Origin of the sequence: Microbacterium jejuense (assembly GCF_039544225.1) — a bacterium.
Classification (GTDB): Bacteria; Actinomycetota; Actinomycetes; order Actinomycetales; family Microbacteriaceae; genus Microbacterium; species Microbacterium jejuense.
On the sequence record NZ_BAABLG010000005.1, the window covers coordinates 179,571 to 203,277 of the forward strand.

The window sequence follows — 23,707 nt, forward strand, 5'->3', positions numbered from 1 at the left end:
CTCGTCCGATCGGCCGAGGAGATGCCGGTGCGGCGGCTGCGGCATCCATTCCCCACATCCGCCGGACGAACGCGGGCTTGCGCGCCGCGGACGCGTTGTCAACCCGTTGGCGCGCAGGCCGCAGGCGCGTCAGGATGCCGTCATGACACTCGCAGTGATCCTTCTCGTCGTCGGAATCGTGCTGCTGCTGTTCGGCGTGTTCGTCGAGGCTGCCAAGTTCCTGCTGTGGATCGGCATCGTGATCATCGTGATCGCGATCATCGCCTGGCTGCTGCGCTACATCCGTCGCAGCTAGGCTGGCGGCGTCGAGGGAGGTCCGCCATGGCCGTGGACATCGAGGTCGTGCCGATCGACAAGCCGGACGACGTCAACGTCATCATCGGCCAGTCGCACTTCATCAAGACCGTCGAAGACCTGCATGAGGCGCTCGTCGGTGTGGGAGGAGGCCTGCGCTTCGGGGTCGCCTTCAACGAGGCATCCGGAGCCCGCCTCGTCAGACGCACCGGAAACGACGATGCCCTCGTGGAGCTCGCGATCGCCGCGGCATCCGCCATCGGCGCCGGTCACTGCTTCGTGATCATGCTGCGCGACGGGTTCCCGGTGAACGTGCTCAACCAGGTGAAGGCCGTGCCGGAGGTGTGCTCGATCTTCTGTGCAACGGCGAACCCGGTGCAGCTGCTCGTCGCCGTGACCGACGCCGGACGCGGAGTGGTGGGCGTGATCGACGGCGAGCCGCCGGTCGGCGTCGAGAACGATCAGGACGTCTCGGAGCGCAGGGAACTGCTGCGAGCCATCGGCTACAAGCTCTGAGTCGCGTCCACGCGGCCGGCGTCTGGAGAGCACGCCCAGCGACTCCCGACAGGCTGAGTGGGCGGCAGCGGCAGCGGCACCTCGACGTTGCCCGCGCCGCCCGGGGCGTCCAGCTCGTCAGAGGCCTTCGGCGACGCGCGCGGCGATGTCGGTGCGGTGCTGGCCGCCCTCGAGCCCGATCGTGTCGATGGCGCGGTAGACGCGCTCGCGGGCCTGGGCGAACGTCGTGGCCACGCCGACGACGTTCAGCACGCGTCCGCCGGTGGCCACGAGGCCGCCGTCGGTCTCGGCGGTCGCCGCGTGGGCGAGATGCACTCCCTCTACGCCCTCGGCCTCGCGCAGCCCGGTGAGCGGGCGGCCGGTGATCGGGGCGGACGGGTAGCCCTCGCTCGCCACCACGACCGTCACGGCGACGTCGTCCGCGAACGCGGGACGCGGCAGATCCTCGAGGTGGCCGGAGGCCGCGGCGAGCAGCAGCTCCGACAGCGGGTCGACGAGGCGGGGGAGCACGACCTGGGTCTCGGGGTCCCCGAAGCGGGCGTTGAACTCGATGACCTTGACGCCGGCATCGGTGAGGATGAGCCCGGCGTACAGCAGGCCGATGAACGGCGTGCCCTCGGCGTCGAGCTGGCGGATGACGGGTTCGGCCACCGTACGGGTGACCTCGTCGACGAAGGCGGCCTCGCTGCCGAACTTGCCGTCGAGCCACGGCAGCGGCGAGTAGGCGCCCATGCCACCGGTGTTGGGGCCCTCGTCGCCGTCGAGCAGGCGCTTGTAGTCCTGTGCGGGGCTGAGGGGGAGCACGTGGTCGCCGTCGCTCAGGAAGAACAGCGACACCTCGGGGCCGGCGAGGAACTCCTCGACGAGCACCGGGCCCGACGGCAGGTACTCGTCGGCGTGCGCGAGGGCCGCGTCACGGTCGGACGTGACGATGACGCCCTTGCCGGCGGCCAGACCGTCGGCCTTGACCACGTGCGGGGCCCCGAGCTCGTCGAACGCGGCCTCGACCTCGGCCCGCGTGGCGGCGCGCACGGCGCGACCGGTGGGGACGCCGGCGGCATCCATGATGCGCTTGGCGAACGCCTTGGATCCTTCGAGCTGAGCGGCCATGCGGCTCGGGCCGAACACGGGGATGCCGCGCTCGCGGACCTCGTCGGCCACGCCGGCGACCAGCGGCGCTTCGGGGCCGACGATGACGAGGTCGACCTGGTTCTCGTTGGCGAAGTTGGTGACGGCGGCCGGATCGTTCGCGTCGAGTGCGACGAGCTGCGCGTCCTGCCCGATGCCGGCGTTGCCGGGGGCGGCGAAGATCTCGTGCTCGGCCGCCTCCGACCGCAGCGCCAGGATGATGGCGTGCTCGCGCGCGCCCGAACCGAGGACCAGGATCTTCACCCGCCCAGCCTACCGGCGGCACCCCTGGCCGTTTCGGGCTCCGCGTTCGCCGCCCCTCCTCTCTGTTCGTTCGTCACCTGTGCACGCGACACGCCGGGCGACGGCGTGCACGGGTGACGAACGAACAGGGCAGCAGAGGGATCGGGGCGGGGCCGATTCCTTTCGGGGCACCGCGGCGTCTGAACATGCATGACCATCGATCACGTCATCGACCGCACCTCATCCGATGCCGTCCGCGGCTACTGGCAGGCCGTCGCCCGCGGCGGTGAGGTGCCGCCGTGGCAGGACCTCGGCGCCGAGCCGGTCGGCATCGAGGCGACGCGCATCGCCGATCCGCCGGGGCTGTGGCTGCAGCCCCCAGGTGCCGATACCGGCGCGGCGGTGCTCGCGGTCCACGGCGGCGGCTTCGTCAGCGGCTCGGCGCTCACCCACTCCCGGCTGTTCGGCCACCTGGCGCTCGCCGCCGGTGTGCCGGTGTTCGCGATGGACTACGGGCTGGTGCCAGGCCACGTGTTCCCGAGCCAGCTGGAGCAGACGGCCCGTGCGTACCGCTGGCTGCGCGGCCGTGCGTCGCGGGTGGCGCTCGCGGGGGACTCGTGCGGCGCGCTGCTCGTGCTCGGACTCGCCCTGCAGGCGCAATCCGCGGATGCCGCCTCCCGTGCCCTGTTCCTGATGTCGCCGTGGACCGACCTCGACGCCGCCGGCGCGTCGTACGAGCGCGGCACCGACCCGTTCTTCACCCGTGAGGTCGTGCGTGCCCTCGCCGATGCGTACCTCGCGGGCGCGTACCGCCATGACCTTCGCACCGCGCCGCTCGAGGCCGACCTGCGCGACCTGCCGCCGACGCTCGTGCAGGTCGGCGGCGACGAGGCGCTGCTCGACGACGCCGTCGCCCTCGCGCGCCGGCTCGGCCTGGCGGGCGCCGAGGTGCGACTGGACGTCGCGCCCGGCCGGCTGCACACGTTCCAGATGGCGGTGGGGCGATCGGATGCCGCCACCCGGGCGATCGCCGAGGCCGGCGCATGGCTGCGGTCGATACTGGTGCCGTGAGCGTGTTCGAGGCCGAGACGGCGGCGGCGCGGCACGAGCTGCTCGTGCACTGCTACCGCATGCTCGGCTCGCCCGACGACGCGGAGGACGCCGTGCAGGAGACCCTCGAGCGGGCGTGGCGGGCGTGGGACGGGTTCCAGCGCCGCTCGAGCGTGCGCACGTGGCTGTACCGGATCGCCACGCATGTCTGCCTGGACCGGCTGCGCACGCGACGGGCGCACGCGACAGTCGGGCTGGACGGCATCCCCGAGTCCGCGCACGAGCCCGCCGTCGTCCTGCCGTTCCCGGGCGGCGGCGACGACCTGCGTCTCGCTTTCGTCGTGGCGCTGCAGGATCTTCCGGCCTCGCAGCGTGCCGTGCTGCTGCTGCGTGACGTGCTGCGGTTCTCGGCGATCGAGACCGCCGACGCGCTGGACACGACGGTGGCGGCCGTGAAGAGCGCGCTGCAGCGGGCCCGGGCGCGGATCGCCCGCACCGCGCCGCGCGCCGACACGGTGGCCGAGCCGACGGATGCCGCCGCCCGGCGCGCGCTCGACACGTACGTGGACGCGTTCACGTCCGGGGACGTCGCCCGTCTCGTCGACCTGCTGCGCGACGATGCCGTGATCGAGCTGCGGCTGAGCGCCGAGGGGATCGCGGGCGGGGTGTTCGACGGCAAGGTCGCCTGCGTGGCGGTGCTGCGCTCGGCCGCCGTTCCCGGCGAGTGGCGCATGCGGCCGGTCGTGGCGAACGGACAGCCGGCCGCGGTGGCGCACCGCTCGGGCGACCCGTACGGCGTCGCGGTGCTGGACGTGCGGGCCGACGGGATCGCCCGCATCACCGTGTTCGCGGACGCGTCGCTCGTGGCCCGGTTCAGTATTCAGTCCGCAGGCATGCGTGATGGGCAGACCGTCGAGGAATGACGCGAGTCGGCCTGCAGGCCATCTGCCCGCAGACGGAATCGTGGACGCCCCGGGCGCGTACGGTGGAGGCATGGCCACGCGCAGGATCTCGACCGACGACGGCCGCGCGGCGCTCAGCGCGGTCGCGGCGGCGGTGGCCGCATCCGCCCCGCCCTCCCGCACCGACAACGCGACCGCGGTGCGCTACCTGCTGCAGCTGCTGGTCGAGAAGGCGCCGGGCAACTCGGTCGAGGTGCGCGTGCCGCCCTTCGGGGCCGTGCAGGTCGTCGAGGGTCCGCGCCACACCCGCGGCACGCCCCCCAACGTCGTCGAGACCGACGCCGCCACGTGGGTCGCGCTCGCGACGGGCGCGGAGGAATGGGTGGATGCCGCCCGCGCGGGCCGCATCAGCGCCTCGGGCACGCGCGCCGACATCTCGCACCTGCTGCCGCTGCGTCCCTGACCCCACGCGGCTGGATGCCTACCGCCGCGGGATGACCACCGGGATCCCCGTCACCGGGTGCGCGAACACGTCGACCCGCTGGCCGTAGACCCGCTCGATCGCCTCCGCGGTGAGCACGTCCGCGGCCGCGCCGGAGGCCACGACGTGGCCGCGGGCGAGGAGGGTCACGCGATCGGCCACCCCGAGGGCGGCGTTGAGGTCGTGCAGCACCACTGCCACTGCGGCACCCTCCCGGGCGCGCGCACGAGCGATGCGCAGCACGTCCTCCTGATGCCGGAGGTCGAGCGCGGCGGTCGGCTCGTCGAGCAGCAGCACGTCGCACGCCTGCGCGAGCACGCGGGCCAGCGCCGCGCGGGCGCGCTCGCCGCCGGACAGCGACGAGATCGCGCGCCCGGCCAGCGGCACGAGGTCAGTGGCGTCGAGGGCCTGCGCGACCGCCGCGTCGTCGTCACGCTCGGCCGGTGTGCGCGCCCACGGCGCCCGGCCCATGCGCACGACCTGCTCCACCGTGAACGGGAACGACACCGCGTTCTGCTGCAGGAGCACGGCGCGCCGCCGTGCCAGCTCACGCGGAGGGATGCCGCCGAGTGCCGCACCGTCCAGGTGCACGTCGCCGGCATCCGGGGCGAGGTCGCCCGCGAGCACGCCGAAGAGCGTCGACTTACCGGCGCCGTTCGGACCGACGAGGGCGTGCAGCTCTCCCGCGCGGATGTCGATCGAGGCCTCAGCCAGCACCGCTGCGGTCGACCCCGCAGGAGTCACGGTGACGCCCCTTGCGCTCAGGCGCACCGGCCCGGGGGCCGGCGGCGCGGGCAGACGGGCGACGGCGGTCGCGGCCTCCACGGATGTCATCCCCACCCCCCGGCGCGTCGACGCGTGCGCAGCAGCAGCCACAGGAAGAACGGGCCGCCCACGAGCGAGGTGATCATGCCGATCGGCAGGTCGGCGAGCGGCACCGCGGTGCGGGCGACGAGATCGGCCACCGCGATCAGGAGGGCGCCGCCGAGGGCGCTCGCGACCATCAGCGGCAGGTGCGCCGGGCCGATCGCCATCCGCATGAGGTGCGGCACGACCAGGCCGACGAACCCGATGATGCCGGCGAACGACACCGCGGCGCACACCAGCAGCGCGACCATCACGATGACGGTCACCCGCAGCAGCTCGACGCGCACTCCGAGATGGCGTGCGGTGCGCTCGCCGAGAGCGAAGAGATCGAGCCGGTGCGCGACGGCCACCGCCGCGGCCACGCCGACGACCACGAGCGGTGCGACGAGCGCGATGTTCTGCCACAGCGCGCCGTTGAGACTGCCGAGCTGCCAGAACACGATCTGCTCGCGGGTCGAGGTCGTGCCGAGGAAGGTCAGGAACGCCAGCCCTGCGCCGGCGATCGCGTTGATCGCGATGCCGGTCAGCAGCAGCGTCACCACCTCGGTGCGACCGCCCGAGCGGCTGATGAAGTAGACCGAGAACACCGCGATCAGGCCGCCGAGGAAGGCGAAGGCCGGCGTCGTCCACATGCCGAACACCCCCAAGCCGAACGTGATGCTCGCCGCGGCGCCGAAGGCCGCGCCCGACGAGACCCCCACCACGCCGGCGTCGGCGAGCGGATTGCCGAAGATCGCCTGCATGAGCACGCCCGACACCGCCAGCGCCGCGCCCACGAGCAGCCCGAGCACGATGCGCGGCATCCGGATGCCCAGGACGACGCCGGCTGCGGTGGGGGCGTCCGGCGCCCACGACGTGTCGATGCCGAGGGCCTGCAGCAGCACCCCGGTCACCTGCGCCGGGGTGAGCCAGTACTGCCCGAGCCCCAGCGACACGACCGAGACCACGACGATGGCCGCGCCGAGGGCGGTCGCGGTGAGCGCGAACCGGCGCGTACGGTGAGCCGCCGGCACCGACGTGACGACCTCGACGGTGGCGGCGGTCACGACGCGGGCTCCGCCGTCGCGACCGCGGGCGAGGGCGCCGGGGTCGGCGCGTAGACGGCGCGCGCGAGCGCCCGGACGACGTCGGCCGTGCGCGGTCCGAAGCTCAGGATCTCGGCATCCGCCATGTCGACCACGCGCCGGTGCTCGCCGGCAGGAGTCTGCATGAGGGCGGGGATGCGCTCCAGCAGGCCGTCCACACCGCCCACCGACGCCAGCCCGTCGGTCATCATCACGAGCACGTCCGGCTGCGCCGCGACCAGCGCTTCGGCGGTCATGGGCTTCATGCCCTCCCACCCGATCTCGGACGCGACGTCGACGCCGCCGACGGCGTCGATCAGCGAGTCCGCCCCGGAGTCCCGGCCGAAGATGTAGTAGACGTTCGCACTGCCCCGCACATAGAGGAAGAGCAGGCGAGGACGATCGGATGCCGCACCCGGTGCCACCTCGGCGACCTCGGCCACCGCAGACGCGACGTCGGCGTCGAGTCTGTCGGCGAGCTCCGCGCCGCGCTCAGGCACGCCGAGTGCCGCGGCGATCTCGGCTACGAGCGCTCCGGTCGTATCGGCGCGGCGCTCGCTGGAGACCACGACGACCGCGATGCCGGCATCGCGCAACTGCTGGCGCACCTCTTTCGGGCCGATGGTGGTGTCTGTGAGCATCACGGTCGGCGCCAGCTCGAGGATCGCCTCGGCGTTGAGGGTGTGGCCCGACTTCGTCACGACGGGCAGATCCTCGGTGCCGGCGAACGCCGTGGATCCGTCGCGGCCGACGACGGAGTCGCCCAGGCCGAGGCCGAACACCGTCGCGGCGATCGTGCCCGAGATGTCGACGGGCAGGATGCGGCTGACATCGGTGACCTCGACCGCCCGGCCCTCGGCATCCGTCACCGTCGCCGGCAGCTCGGGGGCGCTGTCGTCGCCGACGGGCTCGATCGCGTTCGAGGCCAGGCAGGCGGTGGACGGCCCCGTCGCGGTGCGGGGATCGTCGACGAGTGTCAGGGATGCCAGCGGCACGTCCGCGTCGGGGCAGGAGGGGTCGGCGGTCTGGGCTGTCGCGGCCGCACAGCCTGAGAGCATGACGGCCGCGACGACGACGGCGAGCGACCGCAGTGCGCGGGGAGCGCGGCGGTGGAGAGACGTCAGGAGAAACATTAGGTGAGCCTTACCTTAGGCTTGACGTCGGCTGTGAGAGTGCCGTACGTTCGAGTCGATATTAGGTTAGCCAAACCTAAGTAACCAACCCGAACCGCACTGATGCATCGGTGCGCTCCGGCGTGCCCGATGCCGGAGACCACGTGAACACGCAGCCGTTCCCGGAACGCAGCCGAGCCGCCATCGCCGCTCTGCTCGCCTTCCTTCTCGCCATCGCCGGCGCCCTGACCGCCGTCCCGGCCTACGCCGCCGACTCCGCCGCGCCGACAGTCTCGGCCACCGCCATCCCGCGCGCCGGCGGCACGATCACCGTCACCGGCAGCGGGTTCGCCGGTACGTCGCCGGGGATCTACCTGGGCGTCGGGCCGACCGGCCTCGCCGGGTTCTACCAGGGCGCGACGCAGATCACCGAGGTCGTGTGGATCGCACCGGGCAACGCTGACGGCTCGTCGGCCGCGGGACGCACCGCGCCGATGTCCGCGACGGGGACGTTCACCGTGACCGTGGCGGTCCCCGCGCTCGCCGACGGCGCGACGTACGCGATCTACACGTCCAAGGCCCACGGCCAGGGCTTCGCGGACCCGAGCCAGAACACGATCACCGCGCTCTCCTGGCAGGCGCTGCCGACGCCGACCGTGACAGTGTCGAAGACCAGCGGCCTCGACGCTGCGGGCGAGACCGTCACCGTCAGCGGCACCGGCTTCGTGCCCAGCGCGCCGTCGACGAGCGGCACGCGTCCTCCGCTGGCCGGCAAGTTCACCGGCGCCTACGTCGTGTTCGGCCGGTTCGCCGACACCTGGAAGCCCTCCGCCGGCGCCACGAGCGCCGCGCGCACCGTCGTCGCGCAGAAGTGGGGCGTGCTCGAGGCCGACCTCGCCACGATCGGCGGCGCGGCGGCAGGCGGCATCGTGATCGGTGCCGACGGGTCGTTCCGGACGACCCTCACCGTGTCGAAGACCGAGGCCTCGGAGCTCGCCGCGGGCAACTACGGCGTCTACACGTACGCGGCCGGCGGAGCGACCTACGCGCCGTTCGAAACCGCCACGCGCATCACGTTCGCGGCGACGCAGCCCGAGCCCGAGCCCACGCCGACTCCGACCCCGACCCCCACGCCGACCCCGACCCCCACGCCGACGCCGACCCCGACCCCGACCCCCACGCCGACCCCGACCCCCACGCCGACGCCCACCGTTCCGCAGCCCGAGCCCGGACCGACCGGCGCTCTGACCGTGACGGTGCAGGATGCCTCGCCCGCCCTCGGCGCGACGCTCCATGTCGCCGCGAAGAAGCTCCCCGACGTCACGGGCGCGTACGCCGCCGTGATCGAGAAGGGCACGGAGTCCCAGCTCACGGCCGCCGGCGGGTACGTCGCGTTCGTGCTGCCGTTCCCGGTGGTCGCCGACGGCAAGAGCTCGTTCACCGTCGTCGCGCCGACCGACGCCCTCGACCGCACGAGGCAGTATGAAGTGCTCGTGTGGCGCCAGCACTCCTCACCGACCTCCGACACGATCTACGCCCGCGCCGACGTGCCGCTCACCGCAGCGCTCTGGTCGCAGCTGTTCCCCGGCACGCCGGTGGAGCCGGGAACGCCTGTCGACCCGGGGACGCCGGTCGACCCCGGGACGCCGGTGGATCCCGGGACGCCGGTGGATCCCGGGACGCCGGTCGAGCCGGGAACACCTGGCGAGCCGGGAACGCCCGTGGACCCGACGGCGCCCGTCGAGCCGGCCACGCCGGTCGGTCCTGCCGCGCCGACCGGCGCCGGATCGCTGTCGTGGAGCATCTCGTCGAGCTTCTCGAACTACATCACGGGGCCTATCGCGAAGGGCGCGATCGACGTGACCGGCGGCGCGACCCGCGCGGGCGGCGCGTTCCAGTTCGGGCAGATCAGCAGCACGTACGACCCCGCGACCGAGGTGGGCACCGTCTCGTACGGCGGCAGTGTGCGCTTCACCGGTCACGGCGGCATCCTCGACGTCACGATCGCGAGCCCGCAGGTCCGCGTCGCGTCGTCCCACTCCGCGACGCTCTACGTCTCCAGCGGCGGCGCGCAGGTCGCGTTCGCGACGCTCGACCTCGACGCGGCCGTGCGCAAGAGCTCGGGGGGCACCGTGAGCTACTCGCGGGTCCCGGCGACGCTCACCGACGCGGGGCGCGCCCAGGTCTTCCAGGGCTACTCGACGCAGCTCGACCCGGTGTCGTTCACTGTCGGTGTGCCGGCCCCCGCGCCCGCAGGCACGACCGGGACCGTCGCCTCGGCCGCCCACGCGTCGGAGACGCGCACCGTGCAGTCGGGGATCCCCGCGGCCCCGCCGGCCGCGACCGGGATCGACCTCGACGACGCCGCACTGGCCGAACTGCAGGCCGGGCGATCCGCGACGGTCTCGGCATCCGGGTTCGCGGCGAACGAGACCGGCATCCAGGTCGTCGTGTACTCGACGCCGACGCACCTCGGTGAGGTGACGGCCGACGCCTCGGGCACCGCCACGTGGACGGGCGCGCTCCCGGCGGCGCTCGCCGACGGCGAGCACACCCTGACGTTCCAGGGATCCGTGGACCGCGGCATCCGCTTCACGCTCGCCCGCGCCGCAGCGGTCACCGGATGCTTCGTCGAGGCGGCGAGCCTCGAATGGGGCTTCAAGGAGTCGTTCCGCACGTACCTCGAGGGCATCGCCGCCGGCAGCTGGGAGCTCGCCGACGTCGTCTACGAGTACCCGCAGTTCGTCTGGGGCGCCGGCACCGGATCCGTGGATGCCGACACCCTGACCGGGCTGGTCGCCTTCGGCGGCGGCATCCGCTTCACGGGGCACCAGGGCGCGCTCGACACGACGCTCGCGAATGCGCGCGTCGAGCTCGCGGGCGACACCGGCTATCTCGTGTTCGACGTGACCGGCACGACCCAGGCGGGCGAGCCGGTCACCGCGGCGGGAGTGCGCTTCGCGCAGTTCGCCGTGCCCGACCTCGAGATCGGCGATGACGGGCTCGTGCTCGACGCGCTGCCCGCGACGCTCACCGACGCCGGCGCCGCCGCGTTCGGCACGTACGAGGCGGGGGAGGCGCTCGATCCCGTATCGGCCGTGCTGCCGGTGGCGGCGGACTGCGCCGTCGCCGCACCCGCGGTCGAGGAAGAGGCGCCGGTCGCCGAGGCGGCGCAGGCCGACGTCGAGACCGTCGTGGCGGTTCCCGCGACCGCGCCGGTGTGGCCCTGGGCGGTCGGGGGGATCGCCCTCGTGCTCGCCGCCGGCGCGCTCGTGTGGATCGTGCTCGCCCGCCGTCGCGCGGCGGCCGGAGCGGACACCTCCGTCTGAGCACGAGCGGCACCCCGACCCTGCTGAGCACCGGCCGGGTCGGGGTGCCGGGCTCGAGGGGCGCGACTGCCTCGGGCGAGTGGGACAATGGAGACATGCCCGAGCACAGCCAGGACCGTCTCGAGACCGTGCGCGTACGCCGCGCGCCGAAGATCTCGGTGTTCCTCATCCTCGGCGCACTGCTCGGCGTGTTCGTCGCGATGATCCTGACCTTCGCGTTCAACGGCACCGCCGAGGCGAGCCCCAACACCGGCATGGAGTACTCGCAGGGCCAGGTCTTCGGGTTCCTCGTGCTGATCTGCGCGCCGGTCGGCATCGTGCTCGCCGGCATCCTCGCGCTCATCCTCGACCGCCGTTCGCGTCGGCACACGAGGGAGATAGCGGTCGATCACGAGTCGGTGCACGTCGACCCCGAACCCGGCACGAACGGCGACGGCCCGGGGCACTGACCGCCGCGGCTCGGGGAGCCGCTACGCCAGCTCGGCGATGATCGGGTGGATCGCGGCGTCGAAGGCTGCGACGTCCCCGCGCAGTCCGTCGGTCACCGCGATCGTCAGCGAACCGATCCACCACAGCCCGCGCTGACCGAGCGGCAGCACCTGCACGTTCAGTTCGAACGAGTGAGCCCGGCGCCCGACCTGGCGCTCGTGCTCGGCGATGGCTCCGGCGTACGCACGGTACGTCGTGCCGGTGCTGTGCGACGCCTCTTTGCGGTATCGCTCGTTCGCGGCCTTCGCGAACGCGAGCGCCTCGGCGGCGTGCGGCACGACCGCCCGGCGCAGCTCCGCCGCCCCCTCGGACGGGAGCGCGAGCGACAGGCCGAACTCGTCGACCAGTTCGAGCGGCACCGTCGACGGATGCGCCTGCGGCTCCACCGTCATCGCCCAGTAGGCGCGCCACTGCTCTTCGAGCGCCTCCTGGGCCGCGGCGCTGCGGTCGTTCGCGCGCGACGGGATGCCGCGCAGCTGCGGCAGCTCCTCGGGGGAGCGGATGCCGAGCACCTGGCGCAGATAGAGCGCGAGAAGCACCGGCTGACCGGCGTCTTCGCGGATCAGCCACTCCGGAGCTCCGGCGCCTCCCATGCCCCTCATTCTAGGTCTGCGCGGCCCATGCGAGGCGGGTTTTCGCGGCCTCGGACGCCCTGTCGCCGGCGCCGAGACATCCGGCGTCCGCTCAGGCGGGCCGCCGGTAGGCTGGAGGCGTGGCCTCATCCGATCGCGATGCCCCCTCCCGCCCCCAACCGCCCGTGAACCCGTACGCGGCGGCCGGTGTCGACACCGCAGCCGGCGACCTCGCCGTCGAGCTGATGAAGTCGGCCGTGCGCCGCACCCACGGCCCCGAGGTGCTCGGCGGTGTCGGCGGATTCGCCGGCCTCTTCGACGCCACCGCCTTCAAGGCCTACGACAAGCCGCTGCTCGCGACGAGCACCGACGGCGTCGGCACGAAGGTCGCGATCGCGCAGGCGATCGACAAGCACGACACGATCGGCCAGGACCTCGTCGGCATGGTCGTCGATGACATCGTCGTGGTCGGCGCGAAGCCGCTGTTCATGACCGACTACATCGCGTGCGGCAAGGTCTTCCCCGAGCGCATCGCCGACATCGTCCGCGGCATCGCCGACGGCTGCGCGGCCACCGGCACCGCCCTCGTCGGCGGCGAGACGGCCGAGCACCCGGGTCTGCTCGGCGTCAATGACTACGACGTCGCAGGTGCCGCGACCGGCGTGGTCGAGGCATCCCGCGTCCTCGGCGCCGAGCGTGTGCGCGACGGCGACGTCGTGCTCGCCCTCGCCTCGAGCGGCCTGCACTCGAACGGCTACTCGCTGGTGCGTCACATCGTGGCCGGGTCCGGCATCCAGTACGGCGACAACGCGGCGGACTTCGGCACGACGTGGGGCGAGGCCCTGCTCGAGCCCACCCGCCTGTACACGCTGCCGCTGCTGCGCCTCATCGCCGGCACCGGCGATGCCGTGCGCTCGCTCAGCCACGTCACCGGCGGCGGCATCGCCGCCAACCTCGCGCGCGTGCTGCCGCAGGGCACGTGGGTCGAGGTCGACCGCTCGACGTGGTCGCCGTCCCCGGTGTTCCGCGTCCTCGCCGACCTCGGCAACCTCCACCTCGAGGCGACTGAGGGCACCTGGAACCTCGGCATCGGCTTCCTCGCGGTCGTGTCGCCCGAGAAGGCGGAGACTGCGGCATCCACTCTCGCGAGCGAGGGGATCGCCACCTGGCAGGTGGGCGTCGTGCACAACGGCACGCGCCCGGACGACACGAACGGCCACTGGGAACAGGGCGCCAAGGGCGTCGACGGCGGCGCTGTGCGCCTCGTCGGCCGCTACGCAGACCACGCGGCTCGCTGAGCCTGCGCACACAGAACGAACGAAGGCAAGCAACACCCATGTGCGGAATCGTCGGGATGGTGGGCCGTGGGTCCGTCAATCAAGAGATCTACGACTCCCTCCTCCTCCTCCAGCACCGGGGTCAGGACTCGACGGGCATCTCCACGGCCGAGAACAACGGCGTCGTGCACATGCACAAGGCCAGCGGGCAGGTGCGCGAGGCGTTCCGCACGCGCGACATGCGCGCGCTGCTGGGCGAGATCGGCCTCGGCCACGTGCGGTACGCGACCAAGGGCACCGCATCGAGCGAAGAAGAGGCGCAGCCGTTCTACGTCAACGCCCCCTACGGCATCGTGCTCGTGCACAACGGCAACCTCACCAACACCCGTGAGCTGACCGACGAGCTCTTCCACAAGGACCGCCGCCACCTCAACACGAGCTCCGACACCGAGCTGCTCGTCAACGTGCTGGCCAACGAGCTGCAGTCCTCGATCTCGGGCCTCGAACTCGACCCCGAGCAGGTGTTCCAGGCGGTGACCCGCGTGCACGAGCGCGTCGAGGGCTCGTACGCCGCGATCGCGCTGATCGCCGGTTACGGTCTGCTGGCCTTCCGCGACCCGTTCGGCATCCGCCCCCTCATCCTCGGCACGCGCAAGAACGCCGACGGCCACTACGAGTGGGTCGTCACCAGCGAGTCGCTCGTGCTCGAGAACGGCGAGTTCGAGGTCGTCCGCGACGTCGAGCCCGGCGAGGCGGTGTTCATCGACCTCGACGGAAAGCTGCACACGCGCCAGTGCGCGACCGACCCGCAGCTGATCCCGTGCTCGTTCGAGTACGTGTACCTGGCGCGTCCCGACTCGGTCATGAACGGCATCTCGGTGTATGAGGCCCGCCTGCGCATGGGCGAGCGTCTGGCCGACACCATCGCGAAGTACACGCCGCCCGAGGCGATCGACGTCGTCATGCCGATCCCGGACTCGTCGCGTCCCGCCGCGATGCAGGTGGCCCGCAAGCTCGGCGTCGAGTACCGCGAGGGCTTCTACAAGAACCGCTACGTCGGCCGCACGTTCATCATGCCGGGGCAGGCGGTGCGCAAGAAGAGCGTGCGCCAGAAGCTCAACGCCATGTCGAGCGAGTTCAAGGGCAAGAACGTGCTGCTGATCGACGACTCGATCGTGCGCGGCACGACCTCGAAAGAGATCATCCAGATGGCTCGGGATGCCGGGGCCAAGAGCGTCACGTTCGCCTCGGCCGCACCGCCCGTCCGCTACCCGCACGTCTATGGCATCAACATGCCCTCGCGTCACGAACTTGTCGCGCACGGCCGGACGATCCCCGAGATCGCCGAGGAGCTGGGCGCCGACTTCGTCGTGTACCAGGAGGTCGAGGACCTGAAGGCCGCGATCCTGGAGGGCTCGGACGTCGAGGACCTCGACATGAGCTGCTTCGACGGCCGCTACGTCACCGGCACCGTCACCGACGAGTACCTGGCCTGGGTCGAGGGCTCGCAGGAGTCCTGACACCCTGGGCGCCGCGCCTCGCTCGGAGATATCGCGTTTCTCGGACGGGTCGGCCCGAATCGTCCGAGTCGCGCGTGATCTCCGAGCTTCGCGAGGCATCGGCCCGCGGCGTCCCCCCGGAGGCCGCGAGCCGATGCGTTCGCGTGGCTAGGCCGTGACCTTCGCGCCCTCGAGCACCTTGAGGAACGCCTTCATCCACGTGCCGTTGTCGGGCCAGGCGCGGGCCGACACGAGGTTGCCGTCGACGACGCCGCCGCCGTTCTCGAACACGCCGCCGGCAAGCTCGACGTCGATCGCGAGCTCGGGGTAGGCCGACGACGTGCGGCCCTGCAGCACGCCGGCGGCGGCGAGCAGCAGCGGGCCGTGGCAGGTCGCTGCAACCGGCTCGTTGCTCTCGAAGAAGTGCCGCACGATGCGCTTCGCGTCGTCGTTGTTGCGGATGTACTCGGGCGCGCGCCCGCCGGGCACGACGATGGCGACGTAGTCGGCGGGGTCCACGTCGGCGAAGGCGACATCGGCATCCCACGTGTGCCCGGGCTTCTCGGTGTACGTGTCGAAGCCGTCGACGAAGTCGTGCACGACGAACTGCAGCTTGCGCTTCTCGGGGGCGCCGATGTGCACCTCGTAGCCGGCCTCCTGCAGGCGGTGGTACGGGTAGAACACCTCGAGGGTCTCGGCGGCATCGCCGGTGAGGATGAGGATCTTGTCTGACATGGCGGGTTTCCTCTCTGGACGTCAGTGTCTGGTCTCAGCGTCCGCCTGCGGCGGCCGCCGCCGCGAGCCGGATTCTCACGATGTGCGAAACGCTCCGGACGTACACTGACGGCATGAGCGCACCCCTGCGCGACACCGGCGGCATCCGCTCGGCGGATCGCGTGCTGCAGATCCTCCACGAGGTGTCGGGCGACGCCGAGGGGCTGACGGCGGCCGAGCTCGCGGGGCGACTGGAGCTGTCGCCGGCGACGACGTACCGGCTGCTGGCGACGCTGCAGACGCACGACTACCTCGTGCGCGGCGCCGACGCGCGCTACACGCTCGGCCGGGCGGTCGACGGCCTCGGCCGCGCGGTGCGCTCGCAGCTCGTCGCGACGCCCGAGGTGCGCGAGATCCTCGCCCGCATGCGCGATGCGGCGCGGGCGCCCGCCTACCTCACGGTGTTCCGCGGCGACGACATCGCCGTCGCACACGTGGCGGACTCCGCGGCGCACCCGCGCATCGGCCAGCTGCACGTCGGGTTCGCCGAGGCAGCGCACGTCACAGCCTTCGGCAAGCTCATGCTCGCGGCGCGCGACGACGCCGAGGTGCGGCGCTTCCTCGAACGTCGCGGCGCCGCCGCGGTCTCGCGCCGCTCGATCACGGGCGAGCGTGAACTGCTCGAGCAGCTCGACGAAGTGCGGGCGCAGCAGATCGCCGTCGAGGTCGAGGAGTACATGCCGAAGCTCGCCTGCATCGCCGCCCCGGTGCGCTCGCGCAGCGGGCGCACCGTCGGTGCGGTGTCGTTGTCGACGACGGCCGAGGACTTCGCCTCGCGCGCCCACGAGCTCGAACGGATCGTGCGTCGGGGCGCCTGGCACGTGTCGAGCAGCCAGTAGCCCGCCGCCGGCGACCTCGGACGAGGGGATGCCGGAGCCCCGGGCATCCGGGTCCCCATAGGCTGGAGGGGTGATGTCGACCCCGCGCCCGCTGTGGCAGGGGAGGACCCTCGCGGTGGTCGGGATCGTGCTGTTCGCGTTCTCGCTGCGCTCCGCGGTGGCCTCGCTCTCGCCCCTGTTCGATCACATCTCGGCCGAGTTCGACCTGCCCGCGGCCGTCATCGGCCTGATCGGCACGGCGCCGCCGGTCTGCTACGCCGTCTTCGGCCTGCTGACGCCGGCGCTCGAGCGCCGCTTCGGGCTGGAGCGGCTCGCCGTGGCCGCGATGGTCGTCGTCGCCGCGGGCCTCGTCGTGCGCAGCCTCGCTCCCAACTCGGGACTGCTGCTGGCCGGCACGGCGCTCGTCTTCGCCGCAGTCGGGACCGGCAACATCCTGCTGCCGCCGCTGGTGAAACGGTACTTCCCCGATCGCATCGGGCTCATGACGACCGTCTACTCCACCACGATGGCGGTGTCGACGGCGCTGCCCGCGCTCATCGCGGTGCCTGTCGCGGACGCGTCGGACTGGCACCTCTCGCTCGGCCTGTGGTCGGTGTTCGCGCTCGTTGGCGCGATCCCGTGGATCGGCCTGGCGGCGCGGCATCGGGCAGAGACGGCGACGGCGCAGGTCGCCGAGTCCGACGACGACATCGAAGAGCCGAGCCCGCGGGCGTTCGGGCGCATGTGGCGGCTGCCGCTGGCGTGGGGCCTGCTCGCGACGTTCGCGGCGTCGGCGACGATGGCCTACACGTCGTTCGCGTGGCTGCCGAAGATGCTCGTCGACATCGCGGGCGTCACGCCCGCCGCGGCCGGTGGACTGCTCTCGCTCTTCGGGTTCATGGGGTTGCCGGCATCCCTCGTCGTCCCGCTCATGGTCGCCCGCTGGAACGCGACCCGTCTGCTCATCGGCATCGCGATCGCGTGCGGCTTCGTCGGCCTCGGCGGTCTGCTGCTCCTGCCGACCGTCGCGCCGTGGCTGTGGGTGGCGTTGTTCGGTCTCGCGCCGCTGCTGTTCCCACTCGTGCTCGTGCTGCTCGGACTGCGCACGCGCACGCACGAGGGCGCGGTCGCGCTGAGCGGCTTCGTGCAGAGCATCGGCTATGGCATCGCCGCACTGTTCCCGCTCGGCATCGGCCTGCTGCATGACGCCACTGACTCGTGGACGGGCCCGCTGATCGTGCTCGCCGTCGTCGTGGCCGCCGTGATCCCGGCCGGCGTCGTGGTGGCGCGGCCGCACACCGTCGAGGACGAGTGGGAGCGCCGGCACGGCGCCTGGTGACAGGCGCGCGTCGGCGCTCGTGACGCGCGGCTCACCGCACGCCGGACGTCGCGGTGCGGCATCCGGGATCCCACGAATCGGGGAGATCCCGTGAGAGCGCGGACATCATCGCGCGTATGCGCGGTGCGACGGACGGTGCGCGCGGTGGCTTACGCCTGCGACGACGAGAGCGGACTCGTCTCGTCTTCGTCTTCGTCGGCGTACTTGTCGGCCCACTTGTCGACGTACTCGTCTTCTGATGGGTGTCCGAGCTCGCGCTCGAGTGCGGAGTAGTTCACGTTGTACGTGTCGTACTTCAGCTCACGGGCGATCTTGGTGTGCTTCGCCTTCTGACGGCCACGCCCCATGCGAGACCCCCTCATTTAGAGTTGCGGGCTTTTGCGGGCTGTCAGCCTCGCAAACCCGGGCATTCACGAATCCGGCTTCGAACCGGTAAGAGTAGCATTCAGGATAACACGGAGCCCCCGCACCACGGCGGCTTCGGCCCCACCGGTGCGGGAGGACTACGGACATATGACCGACGAGGCATCCGAGACCGAAGGTGACGCCGTCAGCAACGAGGCGCTGCACGGCGCGGTGATCGTCGGCGTCGTGCCCGACCAGTCCGCGCGCGTCCTGAAAGAAGGGGCGCGCTACGCGAAGCTCTTCCAGGTCCCGCTCGTCGTGGCCCACGTCGACGTCACGCGCTTCGTCACGTATGAAGACCCGGACGGGTACGTGCACTCCGCCCCCATCGACCTGAACATCGCCGCCGGCGAGGGGGATCTGACGAAGGTGACGGATGCCGCCTCCGCCGCACTCGAGGGGTCCGGCGTCGACTGGACCACGCGTCAGCTCGTCGGCGATCCCGCCATGGCCATCAAGCACCTGGCCGACCTGCTCGATGCCCGGCTGATCGTCGTCGGGACCCGCAAGCGCGGGTTCGGCGAGTCCGTGCGCGAGTTCTTCACCGGTTCGGTCGGCGCGCGCCTCGCCCACCGGCAGCACCGGCCCATCCTGATCGTTCCGCTGGGCGAGCCCGTCCCGGACGACGAGGAGATCTGGCCGTCGTAGGCCGAGCGCGCTCGTTGAGCGAGCTAAGCGAGACGAAACGCCGCCAGCCGCCCGTCGGACTCCGCCGTGTCCGCGACATGCGCGTGGGCTGAGTTCCAGAGAGCGCCTCACGGCGTTTCGTCTTCGCTCCTTCGTCGCTCCGGGGGCGCGACCGGTGGTCAGCCGCGCAGGGCCCGCGTCACGTCGCGGGCGACGCGGTCGAGCTCGGCGGTCAGCTGATCCACGACGGTCGCGGCGAGGTCGCCACCGCGTGCCACGTGGGTGCGCAGGTCGCTGCGCACGCGGGCGCGGAACTCGTTCACCGAGGCATCGGCACGCTGCAGCTGCTCGCGGGCGAACACGCGGGGGTCGTCCTCGCGCGGGCCCTGCGGCGTGGCGGCGCGCTCTTCGCGGGAGGCGGCGGCGAGGTCGGCGCGCAGGCTCTTCATGGCCTCGCGCACGCTGCCGCGCACCTCGTCGGCGATGAGCCTCACCGAGTCGGCGAGCCCCGCCTCGATGCCCTCGAGCTCGCCGGCGCGGGACTGCACCTCGGCGTGGCCGGCCTCGGTGATGGCGTACACGGTCTTGCGGCCGTCGACGGTCTTGGTCACGAGCCCTTCCTCCTCGAGCTTGGCCAGACGCGGGTAGATGGTGCCGGCGCTGGGCGTGTAGGTGCCGCCGGTGCGGTCCGACAGCGCCTGCATGATGTCGTAGCCGTGCCGCGGCCCCTCGTCGAGGAGGTTCAGCAGGTACAGGCGCAGGTCGCCGTGCGAGAAGACGGGAGGCATGCTCACAGCTCCTCTCGGTCGAAGCCGGCCGCCGCTTCACCGGTGGCCGCTTCGTCTACGCCGGCGGACTCGGCCGACGGTGCGGAGGAGCCTGCGGGGGCGTCCGAGGAGATCGCCCGTCGCAGCACCGTCACATCGCCCGACACGCTGTGCGCGCGGACGTCGGCGAAGCTGCCGCTGAGCTCGCCCACCGAGCCGGAGTAGTTGGTGGTGGGGCCCGAGCCGTTGCCCGAGCGCACGACGCCGTCGATCTGGACGCGGCCGCTCACGCTGCGCACGACGTAGTTGGCGGGGTAGCCCTCGTCGAGGCGCACCGTCGAGTTGCCGCTCACGGTGTTGACGCTGACGGTGAGGATGTCGCCGGTCGAGTCGACCAGCGCCGCCCCCGACACGGTGTCGATGGTGGCCTTGCGCAGCGCGCCGCTGGCCGCCACGTCGCCCGAGACGCTGTTGGCGCTCAGGGCGCCGACGAGCTCGCGCACCTGCACGTCGCCCGACACCGCGTTGATCGACACGTCGCCGGTGAGGCCGTCGACGATGATGTCGCCCGACACGGTGTTCAGCGACGCGTCGCCGCGCAGACCCGACACCAGACCGCTGGCGCTCACGACGCCGAGGGTGAGGGCGACTTCGCGGGGCACTGCGACGCTGATCTCGGCCTTGGGGCCGCCGGCGCCGAAGTTGCGGAACACCTCGAGGAAGTTGTCCCACCGCAGCTGCGGGTGGTCGATCTCGACGTGGTCGTCGGCGACCTCGATGCGGAGGTCCTTGATGGTGACGCCGTGCACCTCGATGCGGGCGCCGGGCTCGTCGTGGGCGATCACGTCGATCTGGCCGCCGACGAGGCCGATCTTGAGCGTGCGCACGGTCTCGATGTCGATCACGCGCGTCTCTCCCGGGTGGATGATCCACTTCTCCAGGGTCATGACTGTTCTCCTGCGGTTCTCTCGGGGTGGTCCGTCTCGCGATATATCGCGTATGAGGCAACCATAACACGATATATCGCGAGTGTGTCAAATGTTCCGGCGAATGTCGTCTTGACCTTGACGCAGCGTCAACCTTTACCGTGGTGGACATGAACGACGACGAGGAATGGTCGATCCAGCAGATCGCCAGGCTCGCCGGCACCACGAGCCGCACGCTCCGCCACTACGACGACATCGGGCTGCTCGCGCCGTCGAGCATCGGGCACAACGGCTACCGCTACTACGACCAGTCCGCGCTCGTGCGGCTGCAGCGCATCCTGCTGCTGCGCGAGCTCGGACTGGGACTGCCGCAGATCGGCCAGGTGCTCGGGCGTGAGGCATCCGAAGCCCACGCGCTCGAGAGCCACCTCGCGTGGCTGCGGCAGGAGCAGGACCGGCTGGCGCGACAGATCACGTCGGTCGAGACGACGATCACGGCATTGAAGGGAGGTGAACGACTGATGGCAGAGAACATGTTCGACGGCTTCGACCACACTCAGTACAAGGACGAGGTCGAACAGCGCTGGGGCACGAAGGCCTACGCCGACAGCGACCGCTGGTGGCGCTCCATGAGCGCCGACGACAAGGCCGCGTGGCAGAAGCGCGTGGCCGATCTCGGTCGCGACTGGATCGCGGCAGCGGAGTCCGGCATCCAGCCCGGCAGCGACGAGGCGCAAGCGCTCGCGAAGCGCCACGTCGAGTGGCTGACCGGCATCCCGGGGACCCCGGCGGCAGCGCCCGGCGGCGACGTCAAGGGCTATGTGCTCGGGCTCGGCGAGATGTACGTGGCGGATCCGCGCTTCGGCGCGCAGTACGACTCGGAAGCGCTCCGCGCCCGGGGCGGCCCCACGCAGGGCGCCGAGTTCGTGCGCGACGCGCTCCGCGTGTACGCGGAGGCGCATCTGTAGGCGCGACGCCTGTGAAGAGTGGATGCCGCGACCCGACGGGTCGCGGCATCCACTCTTCTCGTTCCTGGGGTGTCAGGTGCGATTGCTTCCGCTGAGAACGCGGAACAGGAACGCGATGAGGGCGATGACGCCGACGATGATGGCGACCCACAGCAGCCAGTTGAGTGCGGAGCTCAGTCCGCCCACGATCGCCAGGATGATGGCGATGACGATGATGATGATGAGGGCGATGTTCACGGGGAGTCCTCCTTCTGGGTGCCGGCGCACGTGCGCCGGTTGCCTCGTGGGCACGACACGACATTGGCACCGGTACCGCCAGGCGGCGTAGTGGGTTGACGAGGCCGCCTCGCCGGTGATAGATGGCCGTAGAGCGGCGGTGCGGGGAAGTCAACCCCCGTGATGGCCCGGGCGTCCGCTCCTAGCGTCGTCCGCATGAGCACTTCGACAGGCGCCGATCCGGCCACCGCCCACCCCACCGCCGGGTTCCCCGCTCAGGATCAGGAGCAGCCGGGGACGACCGGCGAAACGCGCCCCACTCCCGACCACGGCGAACTGACGTATCAGGGTGCACTGCGTCTGGCCGAACGGCGGGCCCTCATCACGGGCGGCGACTCCGTGACGGCGCTGGCCGAGGAGCTCGGGCCCGGGGGCATCCGAGTCGACGGCGTCGCCCCAGGACCCATCTGGACGCCCCTCATCCCCGCGACGGGGTGGGACGCCGAGCGCCTCGCGACGTTCGGGCAGGACACCCCGCTCGGCCGCGCCGGGCAGCCGGCCGAACTCGCGGGCGCCTATGTCTATCTCGCGAGCGACGACGCGACGTACACCTCGGGCGCCATCCTGCCGGTGACCGGCGGGAAGGGTCTGTGACGTCCGCATCCGAGCGCGAGCGCGGGTGCGGGGAGTGAAGGAGGAATCATGCCCGGACGACGAGGATCCGCCCTCAAGGACCGCGAGCTGTACGAGGAGCTGCGCGATGACGGCGCCTCGAAGGAGAAGGCCGCGCGCATCTCGAACGCGGCGGCGAACGAGGGCCGCGGGAAGATCGGCAAGCGCGGCGGCGAGGCGAAGGACTACGACGAGCGCACGGTGCCCGAGCTGCGCAAGCGTGCCAAGGAGCTCGGGATCACGGGATACTCGGGCAAGAAGAAGTCTGAGCTCATCTCGATGATCCGCCACCACTGACGCTCAGGGGCGAGGTCGGCGTCCGGGCTCGCGGAACGGAGGACGGATGCCGAGGCTCGCGCGGGTGCGCCCCTACCGGGATCCCGGCCTGCGGCGCGTGCGCGCCGGGTCGGGGTTCCGCTACCTCGACGAGAAGGGTCGCACGCCCGCAGCCCGCCACCTCGAACGCATCCAGTCCCTCGTCATCCCGCCCGCGTGGCAGGACGTGTGGATCAGCGCCCGTGCCGACGGGCACATCCAGGCCGTGGGTGTCGATGACGCCGGGCGCACGCAGTATCTCTATCACCCGCAGTGGACCGCGGGCCGGGACCGCGGAAAGTTCGCCCGCATGCTGGCGCTCGCCGAAGCGCTGCCCCGCGCCCGCGGCCGAATCACGACGTCGCTGCGCCGTCCTGCGCTCGACCGGGAGCGGGTGCTCGCGGTCGCATTCCGGCTCCTCGACGACGCGGCGCCGCGCATCGGGTCGGAGCGATACCTGTCCGCGCACGGCAGCCGTGGGCTGACGACGCTGCAGCGACGGGATGCCGCGGTCGAGGCATCCACCGTCTCGCTCGCGTTCCCGGGCAAGAGCGGCAAGCGGCAGCTGCTCGAGATCGACGACGCCGACCTCGCCGCCGCTGTCGAGCTGCTTGCGTCGGGTCGGCCGAGATCGCCACTGCTGGCGTGGGACCGGGCGGGGCGCCGCGTGGCGCTCACGCCCGCCGAGGTGAACGCGTACGTGCGGTCCCTCACCGGCGGGCGCTTCACCGCGAAGGACTTCCGCACGCTGCGCGGGACGATCCTCGCGGCGGATGCCCTGGCCCGCATCGGCACTGTCGACACCGCCGCGGACCGCAAGCGCGCCGAGGTGCTCGCCGTGCGGGCCACCGCTGACGCGCTCGGCAACACCCCCGCCGTCGCGCGCGGCTCGTACGTCGACCCGCGCGTCTTCACCCGCTACCGCGACGGGCACCTGCTCGACCTGTCGGTCGCCCCCGAGTCGGCGATCCGCGCGCTGCTGCGCCCGGGCGGCCCTCCGTTCGTTGAGCGAGCGACGAAGGAGCGAGCCGAAACGACCAGAACGCGGCCGGAGTAG

The 23,707-nt window shown here is 71.9% G+C and carries 25 protein-coding genes and 1 pseudogene; 16 read left to right on the top strand and 10 right to left on the bottom strand.

Annotation, left to right across the window (positions count from 1 at the left end):
* Positions 1 to 142: 142 nt before the first annotated feature.
* Both ABEA46_RS10520 and ABEA46_RS10525 read left to right on the top strand, forming a co-directional pair.
* On the top strand, positions 143 to 295 hold the full coding sequence (locus tag ABEA46_RS10520) for a hypothetical protein (RefSeq protein ID WP_345544498.1): 153 nt from the start codon (positions 143 to 145) through the stop codon (positions 293 to 295).
* Positions 296 to 321: 26 nt separating this feature from the next.
* Entirely contained in the window at positions 322 to 810 is a 489-nt protein-coding gene (locus ABEA46_RS10525) for an adenosine-specific kinase (RefSeq protein ID WP_345544499.1), read from the top strand.
* Positions 811 to 927: 117 nt separating this feature from the next.
* On the opposite strand, the gene purD is transcribed toward ABEA46_RS10525, so the two are convergent.
* Positions 928 to 2,202 (bottom strand): phosphoribosylamine--glycine ligase, encoded by a 1,275-nt coding sequence (gene purD / locus ABEA46_RS10530; protein ID WP_345544500.1) that lies wholly within the window; start codon positions 2,200 to 2,202, stop codon positions 928 to 930.
* Positions 2,203 to 2,391: 189 nt separating this feature from the next.
* On the opposite strand from purD, the gene ABEA46_RS10535 reads away from it, so the two are divergent.
* The 3 genes from ABEA46_RS10535 (at position 2,392) to ABEA46_RS10545 (ending at position 4,596) form a co-directional block, all read left to right on the top strand.
* On the top strand, positions 2,392 to 3,252 hold the full coding sequence (locus ABEA46_RS10535; protein WP_345544501.1) for an alpha/beta hydrolase fold domain-containing protein: 861 nt from the start codon (positions 2,392 to 2,394) through the stop codon (positions 3,250 to 3,252).
* Positions 3,249 to 4,154, top strand: a complete 906-nt coding sequence (locus tag ABEA46_RS10540; RefSeq protein WP_345544502.1) for a sigma-70 family RNA polymerase sigma factor — start codon at positions 3,249 to 3,251, stop codon at positions 4,152 to 4,154. The genes ABEA46_RS10535 and ABEA46_RS10540 overlap by 4 nt, the downstream gene beginning before the upstream one ends.
* A 70-nt stretch (positions 4,155 to 4,224) precedes the next feature.
* The gene (locus ABEA46_RS10545) at positions 4,225 to 4,596 is read left to right on the top strand and encodes a sterol carrier family protein (RefSeq protein WP_345544503.1); all 372 of its coding nucleotides are present in this window, start codon (positions 4,225 to 4,227) and stop codon (positions 4,594 to 4,596) included.
* A gap of 18 nt (positions 4,597 to 4,614) precedes the next feature.
* Here ABEA46_RS10545 and ABEA46_RS10550 read toward each other — a convergent pair whose 3' ends face one another.
* Genes ABEA46_RS10550 through ABEA46_RS10560 form a run of 3 tightly spaced genes read right to left on the bottom strand, consistent with a single transcriptional unit; the run spans position 4,615 to position 7,678 of the window.
* On the bottom strand, positions 4,615 to 5,448 hold the full coding sequence (locus ABEA46_RS10550) for a heme ABC transporter ATP-binding protein (protein ID WP_345544504.1): 834 nt from the start codon (positions 5,446 to 5,448) through the stop codon (positions 4,615 to 4,617).
* Positions 5,445 to 6,527: a FecCD family ABC transporter permease gene (locus tag ABEA46_RS10555; protein ID WP_345544505.1), complete on the bottom strand. Its 1,083-nt coding sequence runs from the start codon at positions 6,525 to 6,527 to the stop codon at positions 5,445 to 5,447. Before ABEA46_RS10555 ends, ABEA46_RS10550 begins: the two co-directional genes overlap by 4 nt.
* Entirely contained in the window at positions 6,524 to 7,678 is a 1,155-nt protein-coding gene (locus tag ABEA46_RS10560; RefSeq protein ID WP_345544506.1) for a heme/hemin ABC transporter substrate-binding protein, read from the bottom strand. The genes ABEA46_RS10555 and ABEA46_RS10560 overlap by 4 nt, the downstream gene beginning before the upstream one ends.
* 143 nt (positions 7,679 to 7,821) lie before the next feature.
* Here ABEA46_RS10560 and ABEA46_RS10565 point away from each other — a divergent pair, with 143 nt between their 5' ends.
* Entirely contained in the window at positions 7,822 to 10,986 is a 3,165-nt protein-coding gene (locus tag ABEA46_RS10565) for an HtaA domain-containing protein (protein ID WP_345544507.1), read from the top strand.
* Positions 10,987 to 11,081: 95 nt separating this feature from the next.
* Positions 11,082 to 11,435 carry a potassium transporter Trk gene (locus tag ABEA46_RS10570; protein ID WP_345544508.1) on the top strand — a complete coding sequence of 118 codons (354 nt, stop codon included), beginning with the start codon at positions 11,082 to 11,084 and terminating at the stop codon, positions 11,433 to 11,435.
* 21 nt (positions 11,436 to 11,456) lie between these two features.
* On the opposite strand, the gene ABEA46_RS10575 is transcribed toward ABEA46_RS10570, so the two are convergent.
* Positions 11,457 to 12,068 carry a zinc-binding alcohol dehydrogenase gene (locus ABEA46_RS10575; protein ID WP_345544509.1) on the bottom strand — a complete coding sequence of 204 codons (612 nt, stop codon included), beginning with the start codon at positions 12,066 to 12,068 and terminating at the stop codon, positions 11,457 to 11,459.
* Positions 12,069 to 12,187: 119 nt separating this feature from the next.
* Here ABEA46_RS10575 and purM point away from each other — a divergent pair, with 119 nt between their 5' ends.
* Together purM and purF are read left to right on the top strand one after the other, a co-directional pair.
* Positions 12,188 to 13,345, top strand: coding sequence for a phosphoribosylformylglycinamidine cyclo-ligase (gene purM, locus ABEA46_RS10580; protein ID WP_345544510.1), 1,158 nt, complete (start codon positions 12,188 to 12,190; stop codon positions 13,343 to 13,345).
* A gap of 38 nt (positions 13,346 to 13,383) precedes the next feature.
* Complete coding sequence (gene purF, locus ABEA46_RS10585) at positions 13,384 to 14,844, top strand: amidophosphoribosyltransferase (RefSeq protein WP_345544511.1); 1,461 nt, start codon at positions 13,384 to 13,386, stop codon at positions 14,842 to 14,844.
* A 147-nt stretch (positions 14,845 to 14,991) separates the two neighbouring features.
* Here the strand turns inward: purF and ABEA46_RS10590 are convergent, their stop codons facing one another.
* Positions 14,992 to 15,558 carry a DJ-1/PfpI family protein gene (locus ABEA46_RS10590; RefSeq protein WP_345544512.1) on the bottom strand — a complete coding sequence of 189 codons (567 nt, stop codon included), beginning with the start codon at positions 15,556 to 15,558 and terminating at the stop codon, positions 14,992 to 14,994.
* A gap of 113 nt (positions 15,559 to 15,671) precedes the next feature.
* Here ABEA46_RS10590 and ABEA46_RS10595 point away from each other — a divergent pair, with 113 nt between their 5' ends.
* Complete coding sequence (locus ABEA46_RS10595; protein ID WP_345544513.1) at positions 15,672 to 16,436, top strand: IclR family transcriptional regulator; 765 nt, start codon at positions 15,672 to 15,674, stop codon at positions 16,434 to 16,436.
* A 73-nt stretch (positions 16,437 to 16,509) separates the two neighbouring features.
* Positions 16,510 to 17,754: an MFS transporter gene (locus ABEA46_RS10600; RefSeq protein ID WP_345544514.1), complete on the top strand. Its 1,245-nt coding sequence runs from the start codon at positions 16,510 to 16,512 to the stop codon at positions 17,752 to 17,754.
* A gap of 149 nt (positions 17,755 to 17,903) precedes the next feature.
* Here the strand turns inward: ABEA46_RS10600 and ABEA46_RS10605 are convergent, their stop codons facing one another.
* Positions 17,904 to 18,101 (bottom strand): DUF3073 domain-containing protein, encoded by a 198-nt coding sequence (locus tag ABEA46_RS10605; RefSeq protein WP_191170893.1) that lies wholly within the window; start codon positions 18,099 to 18,101, stop codon positions 17,904 to 17,906.
* Positions 18,102 to 18,267: 166 nt separating this feature from the next.
* Here ABEA46_RS10605 and ABEA46_RS10610 point away from each other — a divergent pair, with 166 nt between their 5' ends.
* Positions 18,268 to 18,807, top strand: a complete 540-nt coding sequence (locus ABEA46_RS10610; protein WP_345544515.1) for a universal stress protein — start codon at positions 18,268 to 18,270, stop codon at positions 18,805 to 18,807.
* A gap of 158 nt (positions 18,808 to 18,965) precedes the next feature.
* On the opposite strand, the gene ABEA46_RS10615 is transcribed toward ABEA46_RS10610, so the two are convergent.
* The gene (locus tag ABEA46_RS10615; RefSeq protein ID WP_345544516.1) at positions 18,966 to 19,574 is read right to left on the bottom strand and encodes a PadR family transcriptional regulator; all 609 of its coding nucleotides are present in this window, start codon (positions 19,572 to 19,574) and stop codon (positions 18,966 to 18,968) included.
* A gap of 2 nt (positions 19,575 to 19,576) precedes the next feature.
* Positions 19,577 to 20,500, bottom strand: a complete 924-nt coding sequence (locus ABEA46_RS10620; protein ID WP_345544517.1) for a DUF4097 family beta strand repeat-containing protein — start codon at positions 20,498 to 20,500, stop codon at positions 19,577 to 19,579.
* A gap of 149 nt (positions 20,501 to 20,649) precedes the next feature.
* Here ABEA46_RS10620 and ABEA46_RS10625 point away from each other — a divergent pair, with 149 nt between their 5' ends.
* Positions 20,650 to 21,447 (top strand): MerR family transcriptional regulator, encoded by a 798-nt coding sequence (locus ABEA46_RS10625; protein ID WP_345544518.1) that lies wholly within the window; start codon positions 20,650 to 20,652, stop codon positions 21,445 to 21,447.
* Positions 21,448 to 21,519: 72 nt separating this feature from the next.
* On the opposite strand, the gene ABEA46_RS10630 is transcribed toward ABEA46_RS10625, so the two are convergent.
* A complete protein-coding gene (locus ABEA46_RS10630) occupies positions 21,520 to 21,684 on the bottom strand; it encodes a hypothetical protein (RefSeq protein WP_018173857.1) in 165 nt (54 codons plus the stop codon).
* Between the two features lie 384 nt (positions 21,685 to 22,068).
* Here ABEA46_RS10630 and ABEA46_RS20385 point away from each other — a divergent pair.
* The 3 genes and pseudogenes from ABEA46_RS20385 to ABEA46_RS10645 form a co-directional block, all read left to right on the top strand.
* Positions 22,069 to 22,317 (top strand): annotated as a pseudogene (locus ABEA46_RS20385) (SDR family oxidoreductase); the annotation flags it as partial.
* A 48-nt stretch (positions 22,318 to 22,365) separates the two neighbouring features.
* Entirely contained in the window at positions 22,366 to 22,632 is a 267-nt protein-coding gene (locus tag ABEA46_RS10640; protein ID WP_345544520.1) for a DUF7218 family protein, read from the top strand.
* Between the two features lie 46 nt (positions 22,633 to 22,678).
* Complete coding sequence (locus ABEA46_RS10645; RefSeq protein ID WP_345544521.1) at positions 22,679 to 23,707, top strand: DNA topoisomerase IB; 1,029 nt, start codon at positions 22,679 to 22,681, stop codon at positions 23,705 to 23,707.

What these genes read in the sequence shown, in the direction of transcription:
- ABEA46_RS10520 (WP_345544498.1), top strand. Translation starts at nt 143, where the DNA reads ATGACACTCGCAGTGATCCTTCTCGTCGTCGGAATCGTGCTGCTGCTG.
- ABEA46_RS10525 (WP_345544499.1), top strand. Translation starts at nt 322, where the DNA reads ATGGCCGTGGACATCGAGGTCGTGCCGATCGACAAGCCGGACGACGTC.
- ABEA46_RS10535 (WP_345544501.1), top strand. Translation starts at nt 2,392, where the DNA reads ATGACCATCGATCACGTCATCGACCGCACCTCATCCGATGCCGTCCGC.
- ABEA46_RS10545 (WP_345544503.1), top strand. Translation starts at nt 4,225, where the DNA reads ATGGCCACGCGCAGGATCTCGACCGACGACGGCCGCGCGGCGCTCAGC.
- ABEA46_RS10550 (WP_345544504.1), bottom strand. Translation starts at nt 5,448, where the DNA reads ATGACATCCGTGGAGGCCGCGACCGCCGTCGCCCGTCTGCCCGCGCCG.
- ABEA46_RS10560 (WP_345544506.1), bottom strand. Translation starts at nt 7,678, where the DNA reads ATGTTTCTCCTGACGTCTCTCCACCGCCGCGCTCCCCGCGCACTGCGG.
- ABEA46_RS10570 (WP_345544508.1), top strand. Translation starts at nt 11,082, where the DNA reads ATGCCCGAGCACAGCCAGGACCGTCTCGAGACCGTGCGCGTACGCCGC.
- ABEA46_RS10575 (WP_345544509.1), bottom strand. Translation starts at nt 12,068, where the DNA reads ATGGGAGGCGCCGGAGCTCCGGAGTGGCTGATCCGCGAAGACGCCGGT.
- purF (WP_345544511.1), top strand. Translation starts at nt 13,384, where the DNA reads ATGTGCGGAATCGTCGGGATGGTGGGCCGTGGGTCCGTCAATCAAGAG.
- ABEA46_RS10590 (WP_345544512.1), bottom strand. Translation starts at nt 15,558, where the DNA reads ATGTCAGACAAGATCCTCATCCTCACCGGCGATGCCGCCGAGACCCTC.
- ABEA46_RS10595 (WP_345544513.1), top strand. Translation starts at nt 15,672, where the DNA reads ATGAGCGCACCCCTGCGCGACACCGGCGGCATCCGCTCGGCGGATCGC.
- ABEA46_RS10600 (WP_345544514.1), top strand. Translation starts at nt 16,510, where the DNA reads ATGTCGACCCCGCGCCCGCTGTGGCAGGGGAGGACCCTCGCGGTGGTC.
- ABEA46_RS10605 (WP_191170893.1), bottom strand. Translation starts at nt 18,101, where the DNA reads ATGGGGCGTGGCCGTCAGAAGGCGAAGCACACCAAGATCGCCCGTGAG.
- ABEA46_RS10610 (WP_345544515.1), top strand. Translation starts at nt 18,268, where the DNA reads ATGACCGACGAGGCATCCGAGACCGAAGGTGACGCCGTCAGCAACGAG.
- ABEA46_RS10615 (WP_345544516.1), bottom strand. Translation starts at nt 19,574, where the DNA reads ATGCCTCCCGTCTTCTCGCACGGCGACCTGCGCCTGTACCTGCTGAAC.
- ABEA46_RS10620 (WP_345544517.1), bottom strand. Translation starts at nt 20,500, where the DNA reads ATGACCCTGGAGAAGTGGATCATCCACCCGGGAGAGACGCGCGTGATC.
- ABEA46_RS10625 (WP_345544518.1), top strand. Translation starts at nt 20,650, where the DNA reads ATGAACGACGACGAGGAATGGTCGATCCAGCAGATCGCCAGGCTCGCC.
- ABEA46_RS10640 (WP_345544520.1), top strand. Translation starts at nt 22,366, where the DNA reads ATGCCCGGACGACGAGGATCCGCCCTCAAGGACCGCGAGCTGTACGAG.
- ABEA46_RS10645 (WP_345544521.1), top strand. Translation starts at nt 22,679, where the DNA reads ATGCCGAGGCTCGCGCGGGTGCGCCCCTACCGGGATCCCGGCCTGCGG.